Source organism: Microbacterium sediminicola, assembly GCF_039531125.1.
GTDB lineage: Bacteria > Actinomycetota > Actinomycetes > Actinomycetales > Microbacteriaceae > Microbacterium > Microbacterium sediminicola.
The window spans coordinates 318521-344976 of record NZ_BAAAPL010000001.1; the positions used below are offsets into that span (position 1 = coordinate 318521).

The following is a 26456-nucleotide window of genomic DNA, read 5'->3' on the forward strand; positions in this document are numbered from 1 at the left end:
CAGGAGTGTGTGTGGAGTCGAGCCTTTCGGTCGCGATTGTCGTGGTCACATACAAGCGTGCGGAGTTGCTGGGCGTTCTGCTCGAGAGCATCGGTGAACTGACGACAAAGCCCTCGCACGTGATCATCGTCGACAACGCGCCCGGACCTGACTCCGACGCGGTGATCTCCCACTGGACGCCGCTGCTCGGCGCGCGTGAGGACGGCGCAGATCGATTGGTCTACGCACCGCAAGACAGCAACGGCGGGGGAGCGGGCGGCTTCCATGCCGGGGCCAAGATCGCCTACGAGCGGGGAGCCGAGTGGCTCTGGTTCATGGATGATGACGTCGCCGTCCTGCCCGAGGCGATCGATCGCCTCCAGCCCTGGACGGAGCGTTTCTTGGCGATCCAAGGTCGACGCTGGAGCTTCGATGGTCAGCCGTTCTACTGGCAATACGACTTCAACACCCGCCTCGGAATCGCCAACCCTGCCGCCGCAGAGGGCTTTCGCGACGGCTGGATGCCGATGAACAGCATCTGCTTCGAAGGTGGGCTCGTGCATCGCTCGATCGTCGAAAAGATCGGTCTGCCAGATCCGCGATACTTCATCTACGGCGACGACATGACCTATGGTTACCTCGCCTCGAAAGTTGCCGAGTGCGCCTACGTCGACGAGTACGTTCTGCGTCGCACGCGCCCCCTCAAACGCTTGCACCTCGGCAAGCGCAAACTCACGGGAACGAGCGATCTCGTGCGGTACCACGTCATGCGCAACCGCGGCCATATGGCCCACTACATGATGCTTCAGGGTGACTACTCGGCATTCAACTTCTTCGTGGGAACGTGGCTTTCGCTCATCAAGGAACTGATCCGCCTCTTTTCAGTCGATCGCAACTTTCGTACCGGGCTGCCGGCGCTCGTGCGAGGAATGCGCGACGCACGACGCATTCGACGAGATCGTTCCTGGCAGCCGATGCCGCCGCTGGCATGACCGAGATGCGAGGGGCGCGGCCGGTGGCGCGAGACGGACGTGCCCGCACCGAGCGCCGCTCGCGTCGACACTCCACCTGGATCTGGTCGACCCTCGGGATTGGGCTCAGCCTCGCCTTCGTCGCGTGCTGGCTGCCGCCGGAGCTGTGGACCCTGCCTATTCAGGGCCCGGACGCCCTGGCTCACTACCAGTTCATCCGAGAACTGTTCGACGACGCCGGCCAGGGGGCGATGAGTCTCTGGCCGGGCGGCAGCTACTATCCACCGCTGTTCCATCTGCTTGCCGCCGGGGTGATCGGCGCCGCGCAGCTCGTGGGACTGCAGATCAGCGTCTTCACCGCGTTCGCACTCGTCTGGGTGCTGATCGCCGGCCTGGTCTTCCCGCTGGGTGTGCTCCTGTTCACCCGGCTGCTGGTTGCCCCGCGCGCACCCACCGAGGATGCCGCTCTCGGGCTCCTCGTGCCGATGCTCGCGGTTCTTTCGGTTGCGCATCCGTATCAGCAGCTTGTTGCCGGTCCGCTCCTCACCTTCGGATTCGGCATGTCGCTCGTGCCATTGCTGTTGTGGGTCTCGCTGTCCGCTGTGCGCGCACTTCGCGAGAAGACCCACAGCGAGGCGGCATGGTGGCTTGCGCTTTCGGTTTCGCTGATCCTTGTCTTGCTGCTCGCCCATCCCCGGGCGCTGATTCCCTACGCGCTGCTGCTCAGCGCCTTCTTGCTGTTCCAGCTCCGGTCGAGGGGGCTGCTGCTCGTCGGTGGGCTCATCGTCCTTGGGGGGCTCGCCTTCTCTGCCTACTCGTTGCTCGTCATTCGCAGCGACAAGTTCTTGCACCCCGAAACCTGGTTCGCACAGCATCCGGCCACGCAGACTCTCGGGGAAGCGGCTTTCTTCGTCCTCTCCGGAGGAACCGGTTCGTGGGCGTTCGCCCTGCCCGCGGCGGCGGGCGTCGTCGCGCTCATCGCTATACCCGGCGCGCTGTGGCGTGAACGATACGGCTTGGCCATCGCTTTTCTCGGGGTGCTCGTTCTCTACACGCTGACGGTCGCCGCGGACGGTGCGTTCGCGAACATCGCGACCTCTCCGTGGTACCGCGACGAGAACCGCGTGATGATGATGGTCCCGATCGTTGCCATCCCCGCCCTCGTGACCGGATGCGTGCTCGTGATGCGGTGGTTGAGCGGCGCCTGGCGCGGCGTGGGCATCGGCATACTCCTCCTGTGCGGCGCGGTTCTGCTTCTCTCATCGTCCGCGTCGTCGGACGTACGCGAGCGTGTGGCGCAGAACGCGAGCCTGGCGCAGAAGACTGCCGACTCGCTGCTCAGTGAGCAGAAGCTTGAGGCGTTCGAAGCGATCGCGACGGCGGTCGGGGAGGACGGTCTCGTCGTCTCTGACCCGATGAATGGATCACCGCTGCTGTACCCCATCGAGGGGATCGAGACGTTCTACCCCATCATCAACCCCCCGTTTGTCGGCGCGGGCCAGATCTACACCGACATCGTCGGCGCGTTCGCCAGCCACGATCCGGCAGTCATGGAGACCGCGCTGTGTGCGTTGAATCCGCAGGGAGATGTCTACTTCTTGGAGATGGGTCCGCAATCCCCCGAGGTCATCGCCTACCAGTACCGGGGTGTCTATGCGCCGTTCCACGACCTGGGCGCCCTCACGACCTACGTGGAAACCGGCGCGCTCGTTCCGGTGGCCGGCGATGAATCACTGTGGGAGCTCTACCGAGTGACCTGCGCGGGCTGAGCGCTCCAGACGCCGAGTGTCAGTCGTCGGCGCTCAGACGCCCACGACGTTCCGTGAGCTTTCGACGGGCAAGCGCCGGTCCGCCGCGGCGGAGGTAGTAAAGCAACAGCGCGAGGTCGCGGCGACGTCCGCTCGGCATGCCGAGAATCCGATCGAACCGCTCGCTGCTGCGCTTATCCCGGCGATCCGCATAGTCGGCAGCGTGATGCGGCGCTGCGCAGAAGTCCACAAGCGGCCGAAGCGTCGTCGGCCACTCGAATTGCTCGCGCGTCCGCGCGACGGCATCGCGCGCGTCATCGAGGCGGCCCGGCGTCTCGAGCAGGTCGCGGATCGCCTCGGCCAGCGCACCAGCGTCATTGGGGGCGACGACGGCCCCCGCACCCGAGGCTCCGACGATATCCGCGAACGAGTCGCCGTCGGAGGTCACGACGGGAAGACCTGCCCAGAGGTAATCGAGGATGCGGGTACGAAACGAGAATCGCGTCTCTGCGTGCACGGGGTGGGTCGAAACGCCGAGGTCGGCGTCCAGAAGGTAGTTGACCCGGTCGTCGTAGTCGACCCAGGAGTCGTTGAAGAAGACCGTCTTGTCCAGAAGCCCGAGACGTTCGGCGGCGCCCACGGTGTCGGCCAGAACCTCCATCTCGGGCACCTGGGGATCGAAGTGACGGGCGCTGAGGAAGAAGAGCTTGATGTCCGGACGTGTGTCCTGCAGGACGCCCATTGCCTCGACGAGGGTGACCGGATCGAACCAGTTGTAGATCCCGCCGCCCCACAGCAGCACGGTGTCGTCGGGGCCGATCCCGTTGACGGTCCCCTTGATCGCGTGGCGGGTTTGGGTGGGACGTTCGGGCGGCAGCCCGAAGGGCACGATCCCGATGAGAGACGAGAACGTGGGATCATCCGTATATGTGGCGGGGTTGAGCCGACCGACCGACGACAATGATCCGAGCCACAGATCGCGCTGGCGTTCGGAGGCGCAGATGAAGAAGTCGCCGCGCACGAGCTGTTCGTTCAGCACCGAGACCGCCTTGCGGATCTCGTCGGTCCACAGCGCGCGTTCTTCAAACTTGTTCTGCTCGAGCTGCTCCAGCTGGAACGGGTCATACAGGTCGACGACGACGATCTTGTCGGTGCACGCGATCGAGGGGAAAACCCTGAGCGCCATGCCCTGGACGATGATGACGTCGGCCCAACGCTCGTGCAGAGACATCGCCCGGTCGTCGGATTCGTGCACATAAGCCAGTTCCCACCGCGCGCTCGTGCGCTCGATCCGACGCCACGACACGATTCGGACATCGCAGCGCTCGATCAGCTGATCCGCCATATTCCAGACGCGGATCGCCGGTCCCGCCATCTGCTCGCGAATCGGATCGCTCGTGACGATGAGGACTTTTGGGCGCGTGGTGGGGGAAGAGATCAGAACTCCGCGAGTCGGTAGGTCGAGTGGCGTCGCAATCCTAGCTGGGGAGTCTCGAGTCGCGGGTCCGGCACGAACGTCAGCGGCGCGAGCGTTCGTTCGGATCCAGCGGCGGCATTGGCATCCACGTGCGATCCCGTGCGATGTTTCGGCCATCGCGCAGCCCGCGCCACAGGTGGCTGGTGCCCCGAATCGTCCGCTCGACCGCGGCGAGACGGACGATCTCCTTTGCAAAGGTGGCTGCCGTGCCGAGCGCGAACGGAAGCGCCCGGTACACATCCGCTGCGCGGTAGTACTGCTTGATCATGGCGCGGTTGCGCATGATGTAGTACCGATAGCTGTCGCTCGACGCGTTGAGGTGACGAACACCCATGTCCCACTGTTTGATCTCGCGCGTGCGGTGCAGGACGAATTCGTTCACGATGACCGACGGTGTCGCGCGAGAAGCCAACCACCCGTAGACCTGGTCATCCCAGTAGATAAAGAAGCGGGGGTCTGGCAACCCGATCTGCTGCACGATGTCCCGGTGGATGAACATTCCCTCGAAGCAGCCCGAGTTCATCGGTCGGTATCCCGACTCGTCGAAGTCGGCCGGGGCGAAGGGGATCGGAATGCCCATCTGCTCCGCGATGCGGTACTGCCAGTAGAACTCGCTGCCGTCGAAGTCATATCGGCGGCCCTGAATGGACTTGAAGCGAGGTGTCCACTTGCCCATCTTGCCGAGCCCGTCAGAGATGATCTCGACGTCATCGTCCATCAGCCAGAGCCACGTCGCGCCGAGCTCGTACGCGATGGCCACTCCCGCACTGAACCCCCCTGCGCCGCCGGTGTTCGACTCCAGACGGCGGTACACGACCTCCGTGCCGAGGCGTGGGCGGAAGGAATCGACGACCTCTGGCGTGTCATCCGAGGAGGCATTGTCGACGATGATCAGGTGCCCAGGATGGGGGTCCATCGAGGTGATGCTCTTGAGCAAGCGGGAGAGCAGGACCGATCGATCGTGAGTCACAACGACGATCGCGACAGAAGAGGGATCGAAGTCGGTTGCCGACGGGAGCTCCGAGGCGGGGGATACGTCGTGCATGTCCGCGACATCCTAGCCGGGGGTTGCTATGGACTCGTCGGACTTCAGCTTCGCGTGCAGCATCACCGTCAGCATCCACCCCCACAGCAGCAGCGGGTTCGACTCGGTGATCCCCTGCACGATCAGTACCGTGAGCACAGCCAGCGGCAGCAGGCTCACGACCGAGGTGAATCGGTCGGTTCCGAGATTCCAGCGGCCGCGACCGACGGCGGTGCGCCATGCTCGGGCGAAGAACGTGACGTACACGCCCACCAGCAGTACTGTGCCGACGAGCCCTAGTTGAAGCGTGATGTCCACCCACGCGCTGTGCGCCTGGATGATCTGCAATCCTGCGGGCATCACGATCCAATCCGTGAACGCAGGATCCCAGGGCGCCCACGGGGTCGCGAAGCCGTTTCCCACAATGGGGCTCGCGGTGATGCGTTCGCCGACGGTCTGCCAGATCAGCGTTCGATCCGTGAAGTCGCTCTCGCGGCCGAGGAACGACAGGAGGCTGCGACGCATCACCCATACGCTGGCGAGTACGCCGATCCCGGCCACCGCATACCCCGTGTAGAGGAGGGTACGTGCGGTGCGGGTCTGCGCGAGGCGGAAGGTCAGTGTGACCAGAACAGCACCTGCGACCGCGACGGTGGCCACGAAGGCCGTCGCCGACCCGGTGCGCACCAGCACAAATGCGGCCAGGATGAGGGTGGCGGCGTAGGTGCGTCGGTGGCTGGCATCCACGGCGAGACGGATGCCGAGTACGACGACCGCCAGTAGCGCGATCATCGCGAGCAGATTGGCGTTGCCGACGAAACCCTCGATGCGTCCGCTGGTGAACAACTGAGCCGTCGACCAAAGGTCTGTGCGGGCGGTTTCGGCGTCAGCCGGGGTGAAGCGCGTGCCGAGGGGGCCGCCGACCGCGAGCGCCACCCAGAGCTCGAAGGCCAGGGAGAGCCACAGCACCGCCGATATGGCCACGCTCACGGCATCCAGCAGACGTCGCCACGACAACAGCGACGCGAGCGCGATTCCCTGGGCTGTCGTGGCGGCGAAGAGGATCCACGTCAGCACGCTCGTGTCAGGCCATCGTGACCAGAAGACAGATGCCGCCCCCCACGCCACGAGCGCGACGGTCATCCACGGTGCGGCGCTCCACCAGGCGCGTCGTCCCATGGTGCCAACAAGGATGCCGGTGACCACCGTTGCGCCGGCTCCCGCGAGCGCGGTCGGGCGAGTACCCCAGGCCGCGGCCCACCCGGGCGCCGAGATCGCGAGGAACATCACGACAGCCGCCCATGCTGGTGCGAGCGTGTGTGCCGTGCGTCGGCGCAGCGGAAGGACGACGGGCAGGGCGGCGGTGGCGGCTCCGGCTGTCATCGCCTCCGACGCTATCCAGCGGATGTCTCGAATCGGTCACGGTCTGCCGCGACTGTCCTGCGAACCTCAGCGGGCGGGGAGGGGCTCTCCGAGTTCGATCGCGACGCGCTGCTCGGCGGCGCCCTCGCCGATGTGGGGCGACTGCTTGATCTTCGACCCCAGCACGATCAGCAGCATCCAGCCCCAGCCCATGAGCGGGGCGGACTCGGCGACGCCCTGCACCAGGAGCACGGCGCCCGTGAGGGTCGGAAGGAGCGTGAGGGGGGAGTAGGGGCGGTCGGCACGGAGGTCCCAGCGTGGGCGGTCGACAGCGAAGAACCACGACCGCCACACGAACGCCAGGTACACGCAGGCCAGCAGGATGACCCCGACCACACCCAGCTGGAAGAAGACGTCGACCCATACCGAGTGGGCGCTGGTGGCCTGCGCGCCGTCGAGCATGATGCCGGCGGTGAAGCTCGGGTCGCCCACCGTCCACGGGGTGGCGAAGCCGCTGCCCAGAGCGGGATTGGTCACCTGCGCGAGCACTGCCGCCCACACCGTCTCCCGGTCGATGAGGTCGGTCGCGCGGTCGAGCGCGAGAAACACGGCGTCACGGTTCAGCCACAGCAGCAGTCCGCCGCCGACCCCGATGATCGCGTACCCGACGTAGTACCGCGTGCGCTCGCCGGGCCTGCGTGCGGTGCGCATCAGCAGGACGGTCGCCAGAACCAGCACCACGCCCAGCGCGGCGACCCAGGCGGTGACGGATGCCGCGAGCCCGAGGCACAGTACCGAGACGGCGATCCACACCCCGAGCATCGCGCGCCGGGCCTCGCCCGCGGCAAACTCGAGGGAGAAGACGATGACGGCCATCAGTGCGATGACGCCGAAGAGGTTCGGGTCGCCCATGATGCCGTCCATGCGACCACCCGAGAACAATTCCCCGGTGGTCCACACCACGGCGCCCTCGCCGCCGGTCGTCGCGAACCCGGCATAGAGCGGACCGCCGACGATCCAGGCGACGAGCACCTCGAACACGATCGAGATGCCGATCACCCACGCGAGCGCCGCGCCGATCGCGCGGACGATCTCCCGCCAGGTGAGAACGCTCGCCAACGCGATGCCGACGATGGTCGTCGCAACCAGGATGAACCAGGTCAGCACAGACGTGAGTGGCCACAGCGACCACATCACCGACACGCCTGCCCACAGAATGAACCCGCCCGCGATCCACGGCAGTCGACGCCACTGGAACGGCGGGCGGATGGAGGCCACGAGTGCCCCCGAGAGCACGACGACGACACCGCCGACCAGCGTCGTGATGACGGACCCGAACGCGAGCACCCAGCCAGGGAGGGTGAACGCGTACACGAGCACGAAGGTGAACCACGCCCGCAGCAGGATGTGTCGCATCCGTTCGCGCTCGGGCGCGACCGGTGGTGCCGACGCGGGGTGTCTGCTGTACACGGCCATGGTCTTCTCAGGCTAGCGCTCGCGCGATTCACCCAGGATGCCGCCGAGTACGCTGGCGGTGTGCTGGTGCCGCTTCACAACAGCCCCCGCGACTACGCCTGGGGCTCTACGACGCTCATCGCCGACCTCGAGGGGCGCACGCCCACGGGGGAGCCCGAGGCCGAGATCTGGTTCGGCGACCACCCCGGCTCGCCCGCGCTCCTGCCGGACGGCACGCCGCTCGGTGACTGGCTGTCCTCCGCGCATGCCCCTGCCGGTACGCCGACTGCCCTCCCGTATCTGCTGAAGATCCTCGCGGCCGGGTCCCCACTGTCGATCCAGGCGCACCCGTCCAAGGCTCAGGCTGAGATCGGCTTCGCTCGCGAAGAGGCCGCCGGAATCGCCCGTGATGCCGGCCACCGCACCTACCGCGACGACAACCACAAGCCCGAGATCATCGTCGCCCTCAGCGAGCGGTTCACCGCGCTCGCCGGTCTCCGAGAGCTCGACGCCACTCGCCGCCTGCTGCGAGAGATCGGACCGGCCTCGGCGCCCCTGCTCGAGATCCTGGACGCCGACGCCGACGACGCGGTGCTGCGAGAGGCACTCTCCTGGATCCTCTCCGGGGACGCCTCGACCGACGTGACGGCGATCATCGACGCGGCGCTGGACGCGGCATCCGAAGAGTTCGCCGCCGAGCTGCGTCTCGTGCACCACCTGTCCGCGCACTACCCGGGCGACCCGGGCATCGTGGTGGCGATGCTGCTGAACCTGGTCGAGCTCCAGCGCGGGCAGGGCGTGTTCGTGCCGGCCGGTGTGCTGCACGCGTACGTGGCCGGGCTCGGCGTGGAGATCATGGCCGCCAGCGACAATGTCCTGCGCGGCGGGCTCACGCCGAAGCACATCGATGTCGCAGAACTGCTCGAGATTCTCGATTCGCGTCCGGGCCCGGCCCCCGTTCTGGATCCCGCGGCTGCCGCCATCCGGCACTTCGTCGCGGGTGTACCCGACTTCGCCCTGGTCCAGATCGCAGCTGAAGCCGAGGTCTCCCACGCCGTGAACGGGGTGGCGATCGCTGTCGCCACCACCGGTGCGCCGCGGATCATCGGCGCCTCATCCGGCGGTGCCGTTGACCTTGCCCCGGGGACAGCGGTGCTGATCACCCCCGACGAGCGCGAGATCGCGGTTCTCGGGGGAGAGGTGTTCCTCGCCTTCCCCGGCGCCTGACTGAGAATCGCGGTCCGTCCAGTTCGCGACACGCCCGGCGCGACACGCCGTATTCCGAGCCTGAAGGTTCACGCGGTTGTTGAGGGTTTACGATTCGCGACTTGACCGATGCGAATCACACCGGTGTAATTACCTCTAACGCGCAATCGCGTGGGGGCAGTTCTTTAGGTGGGGAGAACGAGATGACGGGTTCGCAGTACCGCTCGGGTGTTCCCGACAACTGGCACGTCGACCCGGTCAACCTCGGTGTGCCGGGCGTTCGGCGCCCCGCGGTCGAAGACGAAGCGCTCGCGTGGCAGACCGACGCGCTGTGCTCGCAGACCGATCCCGAGGCCTTCTTCCCCGAAAAGGGTGGCTCCACCCGCGACGCCAAGCGCATCTGCACCTCGTGCGACGTCCGCGGCGAATGCCTGGACTACGCGCTCGAGAACGATGAGCGCTTCGGCATCTGGGGCGGTCTGAGCGAACGCGAGCGTCGCAAGCTGAAGCGCCGCGCGAGCTGACATCCGAGCTCGCCTCCCGCGCGACTGTCCGATTCCCCGCGCGTCACGCCGACGCACCCTCCCACGCCACGTAGGCTGACCGCGTCATGCCCGGCAGAGTTCACGCGATCGTCGTCGTGCGTCCGGACGGTCACACTCCGTCGGCGTACCACCTTCGGCGAACCGTCACCGCGCTCGCCGCGCAGACCCGCAGACCCGATGAGGTCACGATCGTCGTCTGCGGCAGCGATCCGGCCGTCGAGGATGCGATCACCGGCGGCGAACTGCCGATCTGCACCGCATCGGGGCGTCCCACCCGCGCCGTGCGCGCGCCCGCCCGCACGCGCTTCGCGGCCGCGACGATCGCGGTGGCCCGAGAGACCGATGCCGACACACTGTGGCTGCTCGCCCAGGACACGACGCCAGAGCCCAGCGCGCTGGAGCGCCTGGGTGGGCAGCTCGAACTGTCCGCGTCCCTGACGGCGGTCGCGCCCAAATTGGTGCGCATCGATGACGATCGGCGCATTGTGTCCCTCGGGGCGAGCCTGACCCGATCGAACCGTGCGGTGGAGCTCGCCGCGGGCGACCTTGATCAGGGGCAGCTGGACATGACCACCGACGTCCTCGGATTCGACATCCGCGGTGTCCTCGTCGATACGGCTGCGTTCCGGGCGCTCGGCGGCATCGACCCCGCGCTGCGCGGCGCGGATGAGGGGTTGGATCTCGCGATCGCCCTGCGCCTGCGCGGCGACCGCGTGGCACTGGTCCCGGGCGTCAGGGTCGGAGTCGACGGCGACGGTGTCGCGGGCCTTCCCTTCATCGAGTCGGGAGGCGAGCGCCGACGCGCCTTGCGGCTGCAGCGCACGGCGCACTTGCACCGGTTGCTCGTGATGAGCAATCCCCTGCTGCTTGTCCCGCTCTGGATCCTGCTGCCGCTGCTGGCGCTTGTCCGATCCGCGGCGCAGCTGGTCACGAAGGATCCCGAGCGCATCATCCCCGAGTGGGTCGCCACGATCGTCGCGATGGCCAGACTCCGCGCGATCGCGCGGGCCCGTCGACGGATGCGGAGGGGAAAGCGGGTGCCCTGGTCCCGGCTCGACTCCCTGCGGGTGTCGGCGGCCACAGCCCGAGAGCGCAACCAGGAGACAGAGGACCCGCGGGCGATCATGCGCGGCGAGCTGCGCTTCTTCAGCGGCGGTGGCGCCTGGCTCGTGCTCGCGATGGCCGTCGTCTCGTTGGCCGCTTTCCCGGCTCTCCTCGCCTGGCCGGCCCTCGGTGGCGGCGCACTGGAGCCGCTGCGCAGCACCGTGAGCCAGCTGTGGATCGATGCCGCCTACGGGCTGAGACCAACGGGATGGAACGTCACGGATCCTGCCGATCCGTTCTCGGCCCTGATCGCGATCATCGGCTCTCTGTGGCCGTTCTCACCCTCGCGCGCGCTCGTGCTTCTCTGGCTCGCGGCCCTGCCGCTCGCGGCGCTCGGGGGCTGGTTCGCCGCGACTCGGATCACCGAGCGCCCGATGCTGCGGATCGTCGGGGGCATCGCCTGGGCACTCGCGCCCACGTTCCTCGTCGCCCTCGTCGAGGGCATTCCGACCGCGGTGATCGTGCATCTCCTCTTGCCGTGGCTTGTCTTCGCGGGGGCCGCGGCCCAACGCTCGTGGGTGCCCGCCGCCGTCGCCTCCATCGTCGCTGCGTGCGTCGTGGCCGCGGCCCCCGCGCTGGCGCCGGCACTGGCCATCGTGCTTCTGATCTCCCTGATCGGCGCGATCATACGCCGCTCGGGCGGCGCGGTACTGCGGATGCTGTGGCTCGCCGTTCCCGCCGCCGCGCTGTTCTTCCCCCTCGCGATCGTGCAGGGGCTCGCCGGCAACTGGTGGGGTCTGCTCGCCGATCCCGGAGCATCCATCCCCCGAGCAACACCCGCCACTGACGCCGCCGACCGCTGGGGCATCCTGCTCGGCTTCCCCGCCGGATCGACCGCCGGGTGGAGTGGGTTGGTGCCCGATCTCATCCTTCCCTGGCTCCCGATCCTGCTGGTTCCGCTGGCGTTGCTCGCGCTCGCCGCCGCGACGACACCGCGATGGCCGGTGGGTGCGGCACACCTCGGCATCATCATTCTGGGGGTGGGAACCGGCATCGCCGCGGCCCACATCGTCGTGCGTTTCACGGGGGCGGAGGGGCTCGCGATCTGGCCCGGTGGGGGTCTGAGCCTCGCGTGGTGGGGTGTGGTCGGCGCGGCCACCCTCACGCTGGACCAACTTGCGCGCGCGTTGCGTCAGCGTGCGCCGGGAACCTCCCCGACCGCCGTCACCGCGCTCGCTGTCGTCTCCCTCGCCGCTCTCGTCGTGTTGGCGGTCCCCGCTCTCAGCGCCGTCGCGCGGGGCACCTCGGCACTGACCAACGGCCCGGTCTCCACGCTTCCCGCCTACGTCGCCGCCGAGGGGACTCAGGGAGCCCAGGTGGGCACGCTCGTGCTCACGCCGCAGGCCGATGGATCGCTGGCCGTGCGGGTTGTGTGGGGGGAAAGCGACACCATCGGCGCCGAGTCGACGATCCTCGAGACCCGCACGTCCATGGACGTCCCCTCGCAGCAGCTCGCCGAGGTCGCGGCATCCTTCGTAAGTGAGTCCACCCCGGATGCCGTGACCACCGCGGCCGCGCAGGGGATCGGATTCGTCCTGCTGTCCCCGGGGGCGTCCGGAGACTCGCTGGAGGCTGCGGGGCTGCGGCTGGAAGCGGCGACATCCCTCGACCAGCGTGATGAACTCGATGCGGTCGGGGAGACCGAGAAGGGGGCGCTCTGGCGGATCACCGTGGATGTGGCCGCACGGCCGCAGACGGCGGCGCCGCTCTGGGGAGCGGCTGTAACGGGTATCCAGCTCGTTGTGTTCGCCGTCGCACTGCTCCTTGCGATCCCGACACGCCGGACCCGTTCGCGCGCGCGCCGGTGGCCGCGAGTCGTCGGTCTCACGCGAGCGGAGCGCGATGAGGTGCTCTCGCTTCCCGCGCGTGAGCAGGCGGCGCCGGCGGTGCCGGAGCCCGAGGCGGAGGAGAGCGAATGAGTCCCGCGCGGTATCCGACCCTCGCCTCACTTCGCCCCGTCATCGGCGGCGCGCTCGCGCTGCTGATCGCCGCCGCGGTGGCCGTATCCCCGCTCCTCCCGTGGCCGCAGATCACGGCGACACCGGCGCACACCGAGGTGGCGGTCGACACGCCTGAACGCGTCGCGGTGTGCACCGGGGCACTGTTGGCGGTCGGGCGCGACTCGACCGATGCCGATGGGCTGTCGGTGGCCGCGCCCCAGGCCGTCACGGTCGGGGGCGATTCCGCGCCATCGGATTCCGTCCTGCGCTCGGATGCGACGACGAGCGCACCGACGGTGTGGACGAGTATCGCCGGAGCAACCGGGTCGGCCTCGGCGTTCGCCGCCGCCGGAGCGGTCAGCATCTCCGATGCCGACCTCGTCGGCTACGCGTCTTCAGCCTGTCAGACACCGCTCATGGATTCCTGGCTGGTCGCGGGGTCTGGTGCTACCGGTGCCTCCGACCTCGTGATCATCTCCAACCCTGGTGAGGTCGCGGCCACCGTCGATCTGACCGTGTACGGCGCGGGAGGTGCCACGGCGCCCCCCGGCGGCACCGACATCATCGTCGCGCCCGGCGCGCAGCGCGTGATCGCCCTCGCGGGTATCGCCCTGGGCGAGGAGAGCCCGGTCGTGCACGTGCAGGCCACCGGCGCGCCGGTGGCGGCATCCTTGCAGTCCAGCATCACGCGCACGCTCGAGCCCGGCGGTATCGACCAGTCCGGCATGCTGGCCTCGCCGGACGGGCAGCTGACGATCGGCGGTGTCGCCGTCACCGTCGACGGGCTCACCGCGAGTGCGGGAGAGGCGCCCACGCAGGTGCGGATCCTCGCTCCGACCACCGCGGGTGCGGCGACGATCACCGCGTACGCCGTCGGGGAGACGACTCCGGCGCGCGATCCGATCACCGTGGAGTTGGCCGCCGGCATTCCCGCCGTCGTCGAAGTGCCCGACCTGCCCGTCGGCAGCTACGTGATCGAGGTGACCGCGCCCGTCGTGATCGCGGCCTCGGTCTGGCAGACCACCGGTTTCGGGGCGGGCGCGGACTTCGCCTGGTACCTGCCCTCTCCACTTCTGGGAGCGGAGAGTGTCATCTCGGTTCCCGCCGGCCCCTCGCCCCGGCTCACGCTCATGAACCCGGGGCAGACGGATGCCTCGGTCGAACTGACGTCCGAGCTCACCGGCCCGGTCTCGGTGACGATCCCCGCCGGATCCAGTGCGCAGCTGTCGGTGTCGGCCTCGACCGTGTATCACCTGTCCGGCGACAGCGTCGCGGCGGCTGTCGGCTTCGCGGGGGACTCGTCTCTCGGCTCGTTCCCGGTGTGGGCGACCGATGCCGGAGCTGAGCCGATCGTGGTCTATCCCTGAGCTGCCCCGGGCGGCGTCAGAAGTAGCGGAAGCGCTCGGGGCCGAGGTCCCAGGGGTCTTTGCCGAGGTACTGTGCGGCCGCGCGGAAGACGGCGCCCTCGATCATCATCCGCCGGTGAAGGTCATCGTTGCGATGCAGACGGCTCAGGCGTTCGATCGGCACCCGGTACAAGATGATCCGCTTCTGGTCGGCCAGCACAGCCCAGCGCGGGATACCGTCACGGTCGGCGGCGGGCGGCATGTCGCCGATCTCGAAGCTGACCTCGCGCAGCTCCTCCCAGGCCGAGCGAAGGAATTCCGCGGCGGTGCCCACCGTCAGATCGAACCGGTCGATGCGGGTGTCCAACGGGGGCAGCGGCGGCCGCACCACGGCGCTGCGCCCTTCACGTCCGTGGCGGCCATGGCGTGACGGCCGTGAAGATTCGGTCGGAGCGGTCCGCGCGCGTCGCCATGCCATGCCGTCATCCTAGGCGCGCCTGGCGGGTACGGCAGTGCTCGCGCAGTAGCGTGACGGCGATGCAAGAACGTCTGTGCTCCAAAGTCGCGTGCGCGCGCGAAGCCGTCGCCACACTCACCTACGACTATGGGGACCAGATGGCGGTGCTCGGTCCGCTCGGCCTGGCCGGTGCTCCACACGCGCACGACCTGTGCGCCGCGCATGCCGACAGACTCGCGGTCCCGCGCGGGTGGCTCGTCGTGCGGCACGAGACGCTCCGAACCTGAGTTCTCGTGGGATGATGTCCCTCATGTCTGACACCGTCCTCGCACCCCGGTACGCCGTCGCCGACATCGCGCTCGCGCCCGCCGGCCGTCACCAGATCCGTCTCGCCGAGAACGAGATGCCCGGGCTCATGGCCCTGCGCGAGGAGTACGGCCCCCACCAGCCGCTGCGGGGGGCTCGTATCGCGGGTTCCCTGCACATGACCGTGCAGACCGCCGTCCTCATCGAGACCCTGGTAGCCCTGGGTGCCCAGGTGCGCTGGGCCAGCTGCAACATCTTCTCCACCCAGGACGAGGCGGCAGCTGCCGTCGCCGTCGGCCCGAACGGGACCGTCGCGGACCCGCAGGGTGTGCCCGTGTTCGCGTGGAAGGGCGAGACCCTCGAGGAGTACTGGGAGTGCACCGACCGGATCTTCGACTGGTCGGCGGAGGGCTTCGACGGCCCGAATCTCATCCTCGATGACGGGGGAGACGCCACGCTCCTGGTCCACAAGGGTGTCGAGTACGAGCGCTCGGGCGCGGTTCCGGATGCCGCCCCCGGCGACTCCGCCGAGTACCGCGTGATCCTCGAGGCGCTGCGCCGCTCCCTCGCCCGGGACCCGCAGCGCTTCACCCGCATGTCCGCAGGGCTTGCGGGAGTCACCGAGGAGACGACCACGGGCGTCCATCGCCTGTACGAGCTGGCGCGCGACGGCGAGCTGCTGTTCCCGGGCATCAACGTCAACGACTCGGTCACCAAGTCCAAGTTCGACAACAAGTACGGCATCCGTCACTCGCTCGTGGACGGATTGAACCGCGGCACGGATGTGCTCATCGGCGGCAAGGTCGCCTTCGTCGTCGGCTACGGCGATGTCGGCAAGGGCGCGTCCGAGGCGCTCCGCGGCCAGGGTGCGCGTGTCATCGTCGGTGAGGTGGACCCGATCTGCGCACTGCAGGCTGCGATGGACGGGTACCAGGTGGCGCGGCTGGAGGATGTCGCCGACCAGATCGACATCCTCATCACCGGCACCGGCAACACGCGCGTCGTGACCGTGGAGAACATGCTCGCGCTCAAGCACCTCGCGATCGTCGGCAACGTCGGCCACTTCGACGACGAGATCGACATCGCCGGTCTTGAGGGGCTGGCAGGGGTCGAACGGGTCGAGATCAAACCGCAGGTGCACGAGTGGCGCCTGCCGAACGGGCGGAGCATCCTCGTGATGAGCGAGGGACGACTCATGAACCTCGGCAACGCGACCGGGCACCCCTCCTTCGTCATGAGCGCATCCTTCACCAACCAGGTGCTCGCCCAGATCGAACTGTGGGTCAACGGTGAGGACTATCCGATCGGCGTCTACACGCTCCCCAAGGCCCTGGACGAGAAGGTCGCGCGACTGCACCTGCGTGCCCTCGGTGTCGAGCTGACCACACTGACGCAGGAACAGGCGGACTACATCGGCGTCCCCGTCGAAGGCCCCTACAAGCGGGACCACTACCGCTACTGAGGTGCGGCGCGTCCTCCGACGCTGTCGTGGTCAGGATGCGGGAGGCTGGGGCACGCCCTCGTGGTCACCGGCGGTGAGCACCTCGAGACGGTCGTTCTGGATCTGCAGCGCGCGCACTTCGCGCTCGCGGCGCAGGACGGCGACCGCGCGCAGGAGCGTCTCTCCGTCGACGGGGGGAACCGGCGACACGTACGCAGAGACCTCGGTTCCGAGCTCGTGCGCCAGACGCCGACGGGCGCCGGGATCGAGCCGCTCCGCCTGATGGACGAACTGCGACACCCGGCGTGCAAGGCGGTCGGGCATGCGCGCGACATCCGCGACCTGGCGCCAGGATGCCAGCGCGGCGGGGAATTCCGGCAGGACGTCGCGGACCGGGCGGGCGCGGGTGCGCTCGCAGTAGGTTCCCGCGAGAAGGTCGCCCAGACGCTGGGAGCGGGGCGTGAACGCGCCGACGAGGGCGGCGACGGCGCCGAGGGTCATCCAGATCTCCAGGATGCCGACGAAGGCCCGGATGAAGGCCTGACGAAACCGCGAGGCGCCGCCGTCTGAGCGGACGACACGGCCACCGACGACGAGCTTTCCGAGACTGCGGCCACCGCTGAGGGTTTCGACCGTGGTGGGAATGGCGACGAGGACGACCACGGTCACCGTGATCGCGAGGATCGGCGAGGCCGCCGGATCGATGATGCTTCCGGTGGTGAGCCACGCCGATACCGCGCTCGCCGACAGGAGCAGCGCGATGATCGCGACGGCATCGATCGCGGCGCCCAGTGCTCTCTGGAAATAGCTCAGCGGCTGGACGTCGAGCGCGATCGCCTCACCGGTGAGCACCTCGTCCTGGTGAATGTCGACCGTGAGGGCGCGGGGGGCCATGGGTACAGTAAAGCAAATGGACCTCGACGCCCTGACGACGGCTCGGCGCGCGGAGTGGGAGCGCCTGAACGCGCTCGGCCGCGCGCGGCGTCTAAGCGGCGAGGACGTCGACGAGCTGATCACTCGTTACCGCGCCGCATCCGCCGATCTCGGTGACATCAAGACCTCGGTCGGTCGCACTGCCCACGGCGACCATCTTTCACTGCTCCTGGCGCGTGCCCGGCGGCGACTGACCTCACCGGCAGGTGCTCCGCTCGCACGTATCCCCGCTTTCGCCGCGCGTCAGCTTCCCGCGGCGCTCTACCGGCTACGCTGGACGACTCTGGTCGTGGCCGTGGCGTTCCTGCTCATCGGCGGTACGGTGGCGGCCTGGATCTCAACCGACCCCGTCCTGCTGGCAGCCCTGGGATCCGACGCAGATCTTCGGTACTACGCCGAGAACCAGTTCGCCGACTACTACAGCGAGAACCCCGCTGCGGTGTTCGCCGGGACCGTGTGGACGAACAACGCGTGGATCGCCGCGCAGTCGGTGCTCTTCGGCATCACGGGGTTCTGGCCCGTCATGGTGCTCATCCAGAACGCCGTGACCACCGGCACCGCCGCGGCCGTGCTGATCTCCTTCGGTCACGCCGACACCTTCGCGCTGTTCATCCTCCCGCACGGACAGCTCGAGTTGACGAGTGTGTTCGTGGCCGTTGCGGCAGGTCTCCACCTCTTCTGGTCGTGGGTCGCGCCGGGCCCGCGTACGCGCACCGCGGCCCTGGCGAGTGAGGGCCGGGCGGTGGCGACGATCGCCATCGGACTTGTCTTCGTCCTGGCCGTCGCTGGACTCATCGAGGGATTCGTCACCGCCCAGCCGTGGCCGTGGCCGGTGAAGATCGGGATCGGCAGTGCCGCACTCGCCGCTTTTCTGGTGTACATGCTCGTGCTGGGACGTCATGCCTTCCGCGAGGGGGAGACAGGCGACCTGGATGAAGCCGACACCGGGACCCCGCAGCTGTCGGTCGGGTGAACTTCTGCCCAACTATTTTGAAGCGATCAAAAGTAGGCTAAGCTGAAGCTGTGACCGACACGCTCCCCATCGACGCGGATCTGGAGAAGTCCATCCGCGCCGCCGGGCTCCGCGTGACGGCCCCGCGGCTCGCTGTCCTCACCGCGCTGCAGTCCCACCCGCACACCAGCGCCGACACGATTTACGCCGACGTCGAAGCCCGCGCTCCGGGTACTGCGCTCCAGTCGGTCTACAACGCGTTGAGCGACTTCGTGGATGCCGGACTGGTCCGCCGCATCCAGCCCGCCGGCCAGCCGATGCGGTTCGAAGCGCGCGTGGCCGACAACCACCACCACCTCGTATGTACCTCATGTGGTCACGTCGAAGACGTCGACTGCGTGACCGGTGAGGCGCCGTGCCTTCACCCGGCGGACAGCCGGGGCTTCGCCATTGCCGAAGCCGAAGTGACTTTCTGGGGCATGTGCGCGAGTTGCCGGAATCCTGCCGTCTCCTGACTCTTCTCTCCACCATCCACAAGGAAGGAACACCATGACTGACACCGAGAACGTCGGCGGCGAGATCGCCCCCGACCAGTCCGTCACCGTCACCGACACGCCCGAGCAGGTAGGCGGTTGCCCCGTCGTCCACACCGCGCAGCCGCACCCCACGGCGGGATCGGCCAACCGCGTGTGGTGGCCCAACCAGCTGAACCTCAAGATCCTCGCGAAGAACCCGGCCGTGGCGAACCCGCTGGGTGAGGACTTCGACTACAAGGCCGCGTTCGAGGCCCTGGACCTCGCCGCAGTCAAGGCCGACATCAACGAGTTGCTGACGACCTCGCAGGATTGGTGGCCCGCCGATTTCGGAAACTACGGCCCGCTGATGATCCGCATGGCCTGGCACTCGGCCGGCACCTACCGCATCACCGATGGTCGCGGCGGTGGCGGGGCCGGTCAGCAGCGGTTCGCGCCGCTGAACAGCTGGCCTGACAACGTCGGTCTCGACAAGGCCCGTCGCCTGCTGTGGCCCGTCAAGAAGAAGTACGGCCAGGCGATCTCGTGGGCCGACCTCATGATCCTCGCGGGCAACGTCGCGCTCGAGAACATGGGATTCCCCACCTTCGGTTATGCCGGTGGACGCAAGGATGTGTGGGAGCCGGACGACGACGTGTACTGGGGTCCCGAGACCACCTGGCTCGGCGATGAGCGCTACAAGGGCAACCGCGAACTGCAGGGCCCGCTCGCCGCCGTGCAGATGGGTCTCATCTACGTGAACCCCGAGGGTCCGAACGCCAACCCCGACCCGCTGCTGGCCGCGCACGACATTCGCGAGACCTTCGCGCGCATGGCGATGAACGATGAGGAGACCGTCGCGCTGATCGCCGGCGGCCACACCTTCGGCAAGACTCATGGCGCCGCTCCCGACTCGAACCTTGAGGAGAACCCCGAGGCTGCGGGGCTGGAGCAGCAGGGCCTGGGTTGGAAGAACAACTACGGCACCGGTAAGGGTGACGACCAGATCACCTCCGGACTCGAGGTCACCTGGACGTATCACCCGACCCGCTGGGACAACGAGTTCTTCCACATCCTCTTTGCGTATGACTGGGAGCTCTTCCACAGCCCCGCCGGTGCCCAGCAGTGGCGTCCGAAGAACGGTGCGGGCGCCGACATGGTGCCTCTCGCCCACTCTGAGGGCCGTCGCGAGCCCCGCATGCTCACGACTGATCTGGCGCTGCGCTTCGACCCCGAGTACGAGAAGATCTCGCGCCGCTTCGCCGAGGACCCCGAGGCGTTCACCGACGCCTTCGCTCGGGCATGGTTCAAGCTCACCCACCGCGACATGGGTCCGGTCGCTCGGTACCTGGGTGCGGAGGTTCCGGATGAGGTGCTGATCTGGCAGGACCCGGTGCCCGCCGTCGATCACGAACTGATCGACGCCGCCGATGCGGCGACGCTGAAGGCGCAGATCCTGGGTACCGGCCTCACGGTGGCCGAGCTGGTTTCGACCACGTGGGCTGCCGCATCGAGCTTCCGCGGCAGCGACAAGCGCGGTGGCGTGAACGGGGCTCGCATCCGTCTTGCCCCGCAGAAGGACTGGGCCGTCAACAACCCCGCCCAGCTCGCCAAGGTCCTCGAGACACTCGAGGGTGTGCAGGCGGCGTTCAACGCGGACCGCACCGATGGCAAGCAGGTGTCGCTGGCCGACCTCATCGTGTTGGCCGGCAACGCGGCCGTCGAGAACGCGGCGGCGGCCGCGGGTGTCTCTGTAGAGGTGCCTTTCCACCCCGGGCGCACCGATGCCAGCGAAGAGCAGACGGATGTCGAGTCGTTCGCCTTCCTCGAGCCGATCGCCGACGGCTTCCGCAACTACGCGGGCCCGCTCGCGGAGTTGCCCGTGGAGTACCTGCTGATCGACAAGGCCAACCTGCTGACACTGAGCGCCCCGGAGATGACCGTCCTGGTAGGTGGCCTGCGCGTGCTGGGTGCCAACTACGACGGCTCCGAGTACGGGGTGTTCACGGATCGTCCGGGCGTTCTCACGAACGATTTCTTCGTGAACCTGCTGGATCTCGGCACCACGTGGAAGTCGTTGGACCCCGGCCAGCACGCATTCATCGGTACGAAGGACGGCTCGGGCGAACGCGTTGGTGTCGGCACCCGTGCCGACCTGCTGTTCGGCTCCAACTCTGAACTGCGTGCCCTCGCCGAGGTCTACGCCTCGGACGACGCGACCGAGAAGTTCGTGCGCGACTTCGTCGCGGCCTGGGGCAAGGTCACCGAGCTCGACCGGTTCGACCTGGTCTGAGTCCGGACACCATCGACACACACCGTTGGCCCGCTCCTTCTGGGGCGGGCCATCGGTGTGTGTTCACGGTGCTCAGAGGCGCCCGAGGGACTTCAGCGCGAGGTAACGGTCGGCCAGCCGGGGGGCGAGGTCGTCCGCTGTCGCCGAGATCACGTCGACGCCCGCCCGCGCGAGCGCGGAGGCGATACGCTCGCCGTCCAGGTGCGTGCGTTCGTTCGCCGCGGCGCGGAAGGGATCGGCCGTGGTCCCCACGTCGAGGTCGGTGCCGGCGGAGGCGACCACGATCTGGGCGCTGGATGGCAGCAGGGGAAGGGCGCCGAGAAATCCGCGCGCGGTCTCGGGGGAATCCTGCGTGGTGAGCACGACCACCATCGCCGCCCGCGTGCTCAGGCGGCGGGCCTGTCCGAACGCGGCGTCCCAATCGGTGTCGATCAGCTGGGCTTCCACGCCGACCATGGCATCCACGAGGGTCGGCATGAGCGCGGAGCCCTCGCGACCGGTCACCCGGGCGCGGACGGCGCGATCGAACATCAGCACGTGAACGTGATCGCCGGCCGCGGACGCGAGTGCGCTGAGGAGGAGGGCCGCCTCGATGGCGGCATCCAGCCGGGTGCCGTCGCCGATGCGCACCGCCGCGGTGCGACCTGTGTCGATGACGACGATGATGTGGCGGTCGCGCTCGGGTCGCCAGGTGCGTAGCATCGTGGCGCTCGCCCGCGCGGTGGCGCGCCAGTCGATCGAGCGGACGTCGTCGCCGCGCACGTACTCGCGGAGCGAGTCGAACTCTGTCCCCTGCCCGCGCACCTGCACGCTCGTGTTGCCGTCGAGCTCCCGGAGGCGGCTGAGACGCGCCGGGAGGTGACGACGCGAGTCGAAGGGAGGCAGCACCCGCAGCGTCCCCGGCACGGCAAGTACGGCAGATCGCCCCGCCAGACCCAGCGGACCGCTCGTGCGCACCGCGATGCCGGCGCTTCGCAGCGCGCCGCGGCGGCGGGGGAGAAGTGAGACGGGAACCTCTGCCGCTTCGCCTGCCGCCAGGTACACCTCGGCGCGATCGGGGTCGGCGCCGGCTGTGGGCTGCCACAGGTCGCGAACCCTCGCCCGCACGGTGCGTCGGGTGGGGTTGACGACGGTGAGTGCCACGTCCACACGTCGGGCGGTGAGGGACTTTCCCGGACCGGAGCGACGTATCGTCAGAGCATCCGGGCCCGGGGCGACCAGCACATCGCCGGCGGTCAGTAGCGTGCACAGGGCGATCCAGCCGAGCACCGTCGCCCAGGGCTCGATGCCCGCGATGGACAGCAGCACAGTGGGCACGGCGCCGAGGGCGACGAGCAGCGGCAGGCGACCGGTGACGTACACGTGGGCTACAGGGGAACGCGCGTCTGTTGCAGGATGCTCTGCAGCAGCGCTTCGACGGAGACACCCTCCAACTCGGCATCCGATCGCAGACGCAGGCGGTGGCGCCACGTCGGCAGCAGCATCGTCTGGACGTGGTCGGGGGTCACCGCCGAGGCGCCACCCAGCCACGCCCAGGCGCGCGCCGTGGCCAGCAGTGCCGTCGCGGCACGGGGGCTCGCACCCAGCTGGACGGACGGGCTACGGCGGGTGGCCTGCGCGAGGTCCACGATGTAGCCGAGCACCTCATCGGTTGCGGGCACTGCGGCGGCGGCGGCCTGCGCGGCGCTGAGTTCCTGCGGGGTGACGACGGTCTGCACGCCGCCGGTGGCCAGATCGGAGGGAGAGAACCCGTCGGCGTGACGGCGCAGCACCTCGATCTCGGCGTCCCGGGCGGGCACATCGACGATCAGTTTGAGAAGGAACCTGTCCAACTGTGCCTCGGGCAGCGTGTACGTGCCCTCGTGCTCGATCGGGTTCTGCGTCGCCGCGACAAGGAACGGGTCGGGCAGAGCCCGGGTCACGCCGTCGGTCGACACCTGGCGCTCGGCCATCGCCTCCAGGAGCGCCGCCTGCGTCTTCGGGGGCGTGCGGTTGATCTCGTCGGCCAGCAGGATCTGGGTGAAAACCGGACCCTCGCGGAACTCGAACTCACCCGAGCGCGCATCGTAGATCAGCGACCCGGAGACGTCACCGGGCATCAGGTCCGGGGTGAACTGCACCCGCTTGGTGTCGAGCCCGAGCGCGAGGGAGAAGGCGCGCACCAGCAGCGTCTTGGCGACGCCGGGGACACCCTCGACCAAGACGTGCCCCTGGGCGAGCAACGCGATCAGCAGTCCGGTGATCGCGCCATCCTGCCCGACCACGGCTTTGGAGATCTCACCACGCACGCGATTCATCGCCTCCCGCGCCGTGTCTGCGGCGTCGGGGGGCATCTGTTCCGGGTCCGTCGCTGTCATGGCTCGATCCTCTCGGGGTGCAAAGCTGCGTGGGTGTCGGCTTCCAGGGTCAGCAGATCCTCGTGCAGGCGGTCGAGCTCACCGCGGGTGTGCGGGGTCTCACCGTCCAGCGTGGCACGGATCGCCGCCGCATCCCGTGACAGGGTGTCGGCGACGGCAGCGGCGATCGTCTGCGGGGAGCTCGCCGAGCCCAGCCCCATCATCCGCGCGAGTCGTCCCCGGGTGCCGCGGCGCAGCAGGTGCGCGACGTGGCCGAGGTCGCGCGAGCGCTCATAGAGGTGCGCGCGGCCCTCGCCGGTCTCGCTCCCGCGCACCGTGACGGGAAGTCGTTCGCTCACGAGCGGGCCGAAGCGGATGCCGCGCCACAGCGCCGCCGCCACCGCCGCTGCGGCCAGCAGCGCCAGCACCGGCGTCACCCAGGGGGGTGTGAGATCGCCGAGCGACGGCACGAGCGGCTCGAGGTCGGAATCGGCGAGGGACGGGACGTACCAGACGAGTGTGGGTTCGGCTCCCATCAGCCCCAGGGCAAGCGCGGCGTTGCCGTTCGCGGTGATGGTCTCGTTCGTGAACAGCTCCGTCGCGTCGACGGCGACGATGCGCCCGTCTCCGTGCGATGCCACCAGCAGCCCGTAGCCTTCCCCGACCGGGTAGCAGGACTGTGCGGAGGGCGCGCTCAACGCCGTGGTCGGGCCCACGGCGCCGGCGCGTTCGGCGACGACGAACGCACACTCCGGCAGGCTGGTGGCTCCATCGCCGACGCCGACCGCCTGGGCGTCGGGACTGACAAGTCGCAAGGATCGCGAGCGAGGCTCGATCAGGACCACATCGTGGGCAGCCCCCGTCATCTGCGCGAGCGTGTCGTCCGAGAGCGCGGGGGCGTCGGGGAGCACCAGCGTCGCGGGCGTGGTCGACAGGATGCCGATCGCTTCGGCATAGGAGTCGACGATCTGCACCTCGACGCCGCGGTCGGCCAGGACCTGCGCGAGCGCCCTCGTCCCCTCGGGCGCCGCAGAGCGGGGATCCAGGGCGGTCGAGGAGCTCGTGTTCGCGCCGCCCGCGACGACCGCGCCCAGAGCCCCGACCAGCAGCAGGACGAGTGCGATCCCGCCCCATGTGCCGACGCGACGCGATGCACGGATCGGTGCGACGATGCTCACGGCACTCCGGCCACAGCGTCAGCGGTCGCGGGGGACGGGTCGGCCACGCCCTGGAGCGCCTCGTCGGCGCGGCGGACGATCGCGTAGGCCGCCGCTGTTCCGGGCGACTGCGCGTACCTCACGCTGTCGAACGCGGCCGCTGCGCGCGCGACGGCCTCGGGCGTGCGCAGCATCGGCGCCGTGTCGCTGGCGAACTGTCCCGTCGTCGTTCCCGGGTGCAGCGCCAGCAGGCCCCGTTCATCGACACCGCGCGCTGCAGCGCGGAAACGCAGCGTGATGGCCTGGCGCCAGTCGCCGCGCGAAGCGGCTGCCTCCGCCGCTGCGCGCAGCGACGATGCGGGGCGGTGATCGACGCGTCCGAACAGCACGGCCGTGCGCGCGGGCCGACGTCGCCGCCGATGAGGGACGCGCCAGAAGACGATCACCGCGATGATCACGCCGATGGCGGCCAGGCCCGCGACCGCTGCCAGCACGACAATCCACTCCGGCGGCGCGGTGGCCGAGAACAGCCCGATGATCGTGTCACGCACCGCCTGCGCAGTGCGATCGAACCATGTCGGCTCGGTGACCGCATATGCGGGTGCGGACAGCTCGCTCTCCAGCCACGCGCGAGCCTGGTCGCCATCGGGGATGAGCGGCAGGAGCTGCCTCACCGTGGTGTGGCCCAGGGTGCTGTCCCGTTCTCGGGGTTCGACGGGGGCGTTGCCGCCGGCGGGGGCGGCGGAGCGGTTCCCGGTGTCGTCGGCGGTGTCCACGGCGTCTGGTGTCGGACGGGCGCGGGGCGCCCGATGTGCGCGCGGTACGGATCCCCGAGGTCGGAGTTGCCCGCGTCACGACGGTCCACGTAGTCGAGCAGGTCGAGGTCCAGGCCCTCATGCCGCATGCGGCAATCGATGTAGATCAGGCCGGTCGCGGTGGACTGCACGATGACGGCGACCGACTGGATCAGCAGGATGACGACCTGGCTGAGGCCGAGCACCACGACCACGCTCAGGATGTCGCCCACCGTTGCGTTCCCGGTGGGAGCCAAAACCGCCGACAGGCCGCCGGCGAGCAGCGAGAACGGCACGCTGACGATCTGTGCCACCACGCCGAAGACCAGCGAAACCAGGATGACGACACCGAGGATCACCCAGAACCTTCCTCGGCTCAGGCGCCATGAGCGTGTGATCGCCCGGCCGATGCTCGCATGCTCGACGATGATCGCGGCGGGCACCAGCAGGAGCTTGACCGTGAGCCAGAGCGTGAGCGGGACGGCGCCGAGGATCACGACGAGAGTGATCACGATGGCCAGCGCGGGATTGATCAGCGCCAGGGTGACGGCGAGGCCGGCCGCGACCGCGATCCCGGCCCCGACCGCGCCCGCGAGGAGCACCGCATACCCGATGAGGCGCCATGCCACCGGACGCACGCGCTTCCAGAGCCCGGCGAGCGTCATCTTCTCGGCGAGCACGGCCGAGAGAACATCGGAGATCACGACGGCCTGTACGAGCACCCCGATCGCTCCGGCGGCCAACGTGAGGCCGAGACCTGCGAGTGCCGTGAGGGTGATCGACCCGGCCAGGACCGCATCCCAGTCGTCGGAGCCGACGGCAACGGTATCCAGCCGAGAGAAACTCGCGAACGCGATGCCGGCCAGACCCACCGTGACCGCGAGGTACGCGAGTGTCTGGAGGACCACCGCGAATCCGAGCAGAACGCGCGGATTGTGCCGGAGCGCAGAGAATGATCGGCCGAGAATCGTGCCGAAGGTCAGCGGGTGGAGGGGCACGATGCCCGGGCGCGGAGCGGGGGTCCACGCGGGGTACGCGGTCACAGGTCCTCCTCGTCCGAGCGGGTCGGGGCAGTCCCATCGTGTCACAACGCCGTGCCCCCGCGACGCGTGCCGACC

The 26456-nt window shown here is 68.8% G+C and carries 22 protein-coding genes; 11 read left to right on the forward strand and 11 right to left on the reverse strand.

Features of this window, described 5'->3' with window-relative positions; translation table 11 throughout:
• The first annotated feature begins 11 nt into the window (after nucleotides 1-11).
• Nucleotides 12-971 (forward strand): glycosyltransferase, encoded by a 960-nt coding sequence (locus ABD206_RS01340; protein WP_344068158.1) that lies wholly within the window; start codon nucleotides 12-14, stop codon nucleotides 969-971.
• A complete protein-coding gene (locus ABD206_RS01345) occupies nucleotides 968-2719 on the forward strand; it encodes a DUF6541 family protein (protein ID WP_344068161.1) in 1752 nt (583 codons plus the stop codon). Before ABD206_RS01340 ends, ABD206_RS01345 begins: the two co-directional genes overlap by 4 nt.
• A gap of 19 nt (nucleotides 2720-2738) precedes the next feature.
• Here the strand turns inward: ABD206_RS01345 and ABD206_RS01350 are convergent, their stop codons facing one another.
• The 4 genes from ABD206_RS01350 to ABD206_RS01365 all read right to left on the reverse strand — a co-directional run bounded on the left by ABD206_RS01350 (nucleotide 2739) and on the right by ABD206_RS01365 (nucleotide 8037).
• Nucleotides 2739-4073, reverse strand: a complete 1335-nt coding sequence (locus tag ABD206_RS01350) for a glycosyltransferase family 4 protein (protein ID WP_344068164.1) — start codon at nucleotides 4071-4073, stop codon at nucleotides 2739-2741.
• A gap of 142 nt (nucleotides 4074-4215) precedes the next feature.
• Nucleotides 4216-5220 carry a glycosyltransferase gene (locus ABD206_RS01355; protein WP_344068167.1) on the reverse strand — a complete coding sequence of 335 codons (1005 nt, stop codon included), beginning with the start codon at nucleotides 5218-5220 and terminating at the stop codon, nucleotides 4216-4218.
• Nucleotides 5221-5232: 12 nt separating this feature from the next.
• On the reverse strand, nucleotides 5233-6582 hold the full coding sequence (locus ABD206_RS01360) for an O-antigen ligase family protein (protein ID WP_344068171.1): 1350 nt from the start codon (nucleotides 6580-6582) through the stop codon (nucleotides 5233-5235).
• Nucleotides 6583-6648: 66 nt separating this feature from the next.
• Nucleotides 6649-8037: an O-antigen ligase family protein gene (locus tag ABD206_RS01365; RefSeq protein ID WP_344068174.1), complete on the reverse strand. Its 1389-nt coding sequence runs from the start codon at nucleotides 8035-8037 to the stop codon at nucleotides 6649-6651.
• 60 nt (nucleotides 8038-8097) lie between these two features.
• Between ABD206_RS01365 and manA the strand changes: the two genes are divergently transcribed.
• The 4 genes from manA (at nucleotide 8098) to ABD206_RS01385 (ending at nucleotide 14178) form a co-directional block, all read left to right on the forward strand.
• A complete protein-coding gene (gene manA, locus ABD206_RS01370) occupies nucleotides 8098-9243 on the forward strand; it encodes a mannose-6-phosphate isomerase, class I (protein WP_344068177.1) in 1146 nt (381 codons plus the stop codon).
• Between the two features lie 182 nt (nucleotides 9244-9425).
• A complete protein-coding gene (locus ABD206_RS01375) occupies nucleotides 9426-9746 on the forward strand; it encodes a WhiB family transcriptional regulator (RefSeq protein ID WP_344068180.1) in 321 nt (106 codons plus the stop codon).
• A gap of 86 nt (nucleotides 9747-9832) precedes the next feature.
• The gene (locus ABD206_RS01380; RefSeq protein ID WP_344068182.1) at nucleotides 9833-12790 is read left to right on the forward strand and encodes a glycosyltransferase family 2 protein; all 2958 of its coding nucleotides are present in this window, start codon (nucleotides 9833-9835) and stop codon (nucleotides 12788-12790) included.
• Entirely contained in the window at nucleotides 12787-14178 is a 1392-nt protein-coding gene (locus ABD206_RS01385) for a DUF5719 family protein (RefSeq protein WP_344068184.1), read from the forward strand. The genes ABD206_RS01380 and ABD206_RS01385 overlap by 4 nt, the downstream gene beginning before the upstream one ends.
• A 16-nt stretch (nucleotides 14179-14194) precedes the next feature.
• On the opposite strand, the gene ABD206_RS01390 is transcribed toward ABD206_RS01385, so the two are convergent.
• On the reverse strand, nucleotides 14195-14635 hold the full coding sequence (locus ABD206_RS01390; RefSeq protein ID WP_344068186.1) for a metallopeptidase family protein: 441 nt from the start codon (nucleotides 14633-14635) through the stop codon (nucleotides 14195-14197).
• Nucleotides 14636-14694: 59 nt separating this feature from the next.
• On the opposite strand from ABD206_RS01390, the gene ABD206_RS01395 reads away from it, so the two are divergent.
• The gene (locus ABD206_RS01395; protein ID WP_344068189.1) at nucleotides 14695-14901 is read left to right on the forward strand and encodes a DUF3499 family protein; all 207 of its coding nucleotides are present in this window, start codon (nucleotides 14695-14697) and stop codon (nucleotides 14899-14901) included.
• A 23-nt stretch (nucleotides 14902-14924) separates the two neighbouring features.
• A complete protein-coding gene (gene ahcY, locus ABD206_RS01400; protein ID WP_425561149.1) occupies nucleotides 14925-16382 on the forward strand; it encodes an adenosylhomocysteinase in 1458 nt (485 codons plus the stop codon).
• 30 nt (nucleotides 16383-16412) lie between these two features.
• On the opposite strand, the gene ABD206_RS01405 is transcribed toward ahcY, so the two are convergent.
• On the reverse strand, nucleotides 16413-17255 hold the full coding sequence (locus ABD206_RS01405) for an RDD family protein (protein WP_344068194.1): 843 nt from the start codon (nucleotides 17253-17255) through the stop codon (nucleotides 16413-16415).
• Nucleotides 17256-17271: 16 nt separating this feature from the next.
• Here ABD206_RS01405 and ABD206_RS01410 point away from each other — a divergent pair, with 16 nt between their 5' ends.
• Genes ABD206_RS01410 through katG form a run of 3 tightly spaced genes read left to right on the forward strand, consistent with a single transcriptional unit; the run spans nucleotide 17272 to nucleotide 21051 of the window.
• Nucleotides 17272-18267: a stage II sporulation protein M gene (locus ABD206_RS01410; RefSeq protein ID WP_344068197.1), complete on the forward strand. Its 996-nt coding sequence runs from the start codon at nucleotides 17272-17274 to the stop codon at nucleotides 18265-18267.
• A 50-nt stretch (nucleotides 18268-18317) separates the two neighbouring features.
• Nucleotides 18318-18761, forward strand: coding sequence for a Fur family transcriptional regulator (locus tag ABD206_RS01415; protein WP_344068200.1), 444 nt, complete (start codon nucleotides 18318-18320; stop codon nucleotides 18759-18761).
• 34 nt (nucleotides 18762-18795) lie between these two features.
• Nucleotides 18796-21051, forward strand: coding sequence for a catalase/peroxidase HPI (gene katG / locus ABD206_RS01420; RefSeq protein WP_344068203.1), 2256 nt, complete (start codon nucleotides 18796-18798; stop codon nucleotides 21049-21051).
• Nucleotides 21052-21123: 72 nt separating this feature from the next.
• Here katG and ABD206_RS01425 read toward each other — a convergent pair whose 3' ends face one another.
• The 5 genes from ABD206_RS01425 to ABD206_RS01445 are packed head-to-tail and all read right to left on the reverse strand — an operon-like array spanning nucleotide 21124 to nucleotide 26381.
• Nucleotides 21124-22413: a DUF58 domain-containing protein gene (locus tag ABD206_RS01425; RefSeq protein WP_344068206.1), complete on the reverse strand. Its 1290-nt coding sequence runs from the start codon at nucleotides 22411-22413 to the stop codon at nucleotides 21124-21126.
• Between the two features lie 5 nt (nucleotides 22414-22418).
• On the reverse strand, nucleotides 22419-23408 hold the full coding sequence (locus ABD206_RS01430; RefSeq protein ID WP_425561150.1) for an AAA family ATPase: 990 nt from the start codon (nucleotides 23406-23408) through the stop codon (nucleotides 22419-22421).
• Complete coding sequence (locus ABD206_RS01435; RefSeq protein ID WP_344068209.1) at nucleotides 23405-24565, reverse strand: DUF4350 domain-containing protein; 1161 nt, start codon at nucleotides 24563-24565, stop codon at nucleotides 23405-23407. The genes ABD206_RS01430 and ABD206_RS01435 overlap by 4 nt, the downstream gene beginning before the upstream one ends.
• Nucleotides 24562-25218, reverse strand: coding sequence for a DUF4129 domain-containing protein (locus tag ABD206_RS01440; protein ID WP_344068212.1), 657 nt, complete (start codon nucleotides 25216-25218; stop codon nucleotides 24562-24564). Before ABD206_RS01440 ends, ABD206_RS01435 begins: the two co-directional genes overlap by 4 nt.
• Complete coding sequence (locus ABD206_RS01445) at nucleotides 25215-26381, reverse strand: DUF7847 domain-containing protein (RefSeq protein WP_344068215.1); 1167 nt, start codon at nucleotides 26379-26381, stop codon at nucleotides 25215-25217. The genes ABD206_RS01440 and ABD206_RS01445 overlap by 4 nt, the downstream gene beginning before the upstream one ends.
• Nucleotides 26382-26456 lie beyond the last annotated feature (75 nt).

What these genes read in the sequence shown, in the direction of transcription:
- ABD206_RS01345 (WP_344068161.1), top strand. Translation starts at nt 968, where the DNA reads ATGACCGAGATGCGAGGGGCGCGGCCGGTGGCGCGAGACGGACGTGCC.
- ABD206_RS01350 (WP_344068164.1), bottom strand. Translation starts at nt 4,073, where the DNA reads ATGGCGGGACCGGCGATCCGCGTCTGGAATATGGCGGATCAGCTGATC.
- ABD206_RS01355 (WP_344068167.1), bottom strand. Translation starts at nt 5,220, where the DNA reads ATGCACGACGTATCCCCCGCCTCGGAGCTCCCGTCGGCAACCGACTTC.
- ABD206_RS01360 (WP_344068171.1), bottom strand. Translation starts at nt 6,582, where the DNA reads ATGACAGCCGGAGCCGCCACCGCCGCCCTGCCCGTCGTCCTTCCGCTG.
- ABD206_RS01365 (WP_344068174.1), bottom strand. Translation starts at nt 8,037, where the DNA reads ATGGCCGTGTACAGCAGACACCCCGCGTCGGCACCACCGGTCGCGCCC.
- ABD206_RS01375 (WP_344068180.1), top strand. Translation starts at nt 9,426, where the DNA reads ATGACGGGTTCGCAGTACCGCTCGGGTGTTCCCGACAACTGGCACGTC.
- ABD206_RS01380 (WP_344068182.1), top strand. Translation starts at nt 9,833, where the DNA reads ATGCCCGGCAGAGTTCACGCGATCGTCGTCGTGCGTCCGGACGGTCAC.
- ABD206_RS01385 (WP_344068184.1), top strand. Translation starts at nt 12,787, where the DNA reads ATGAGTCCCGCGCGGTATCCGACCCTCGCCTCACTTCGCCCCGTCATC.
- ABD206_RS01390 (WP_344068186.1), bottom strand. Translation starts at nt 14,635, where the DNA reads ATGGCATGGCGACGCGCGCGGACCGCTCCGACCGAATCTTCACGGCCG.
- ABD206_RS01395 (WP_344068189.1), top strand. Translation starts at nt 14,695, where the DNA reads ATGCAAGAACGTCTGTGCTCCAAAGTCGCGTGCGCGCGCGAAGCCGTC.
- ahcY (WP_425561149.1), top strand. Translation starts at nt 14,925, where the DNA reads ATGTCTGACACCGTCCTCGCACCCCGGTACGCCGTCGCCGACATCGCG.
- ABD206_RS01405 (WP_344068194.1), bottom strand. Translation starts at nt 17,255, where the DNA reads ATGGCCCCCCGCGCCCTCACGGTCGACATTCACCAGGACGAGGTGCTC.
- ABD206_RS01410 (WP_344068197.1), top strand. Translation starts at nt 17,272, where the DNA reads ATGGACCTCGACGCCCTGACGACGGCTCGGCGCGCGGAGTGGGAGCGC.
- katG (WP_344068203.1), top strand. Translation starts at nt 18,796, where the DNA reads ATGACTGACACCGAGAACGTCGGCGGCGAGATCGCCCCCGACCAGTCC.
- ABD206_RS01430 (WP_425561150.1), bottom strand. Translation starts at nt 23,408, where the DNA reads ATGACAGCGACGGACCCGGAACAGATGCCCCCCGACGCCGCAGACACG.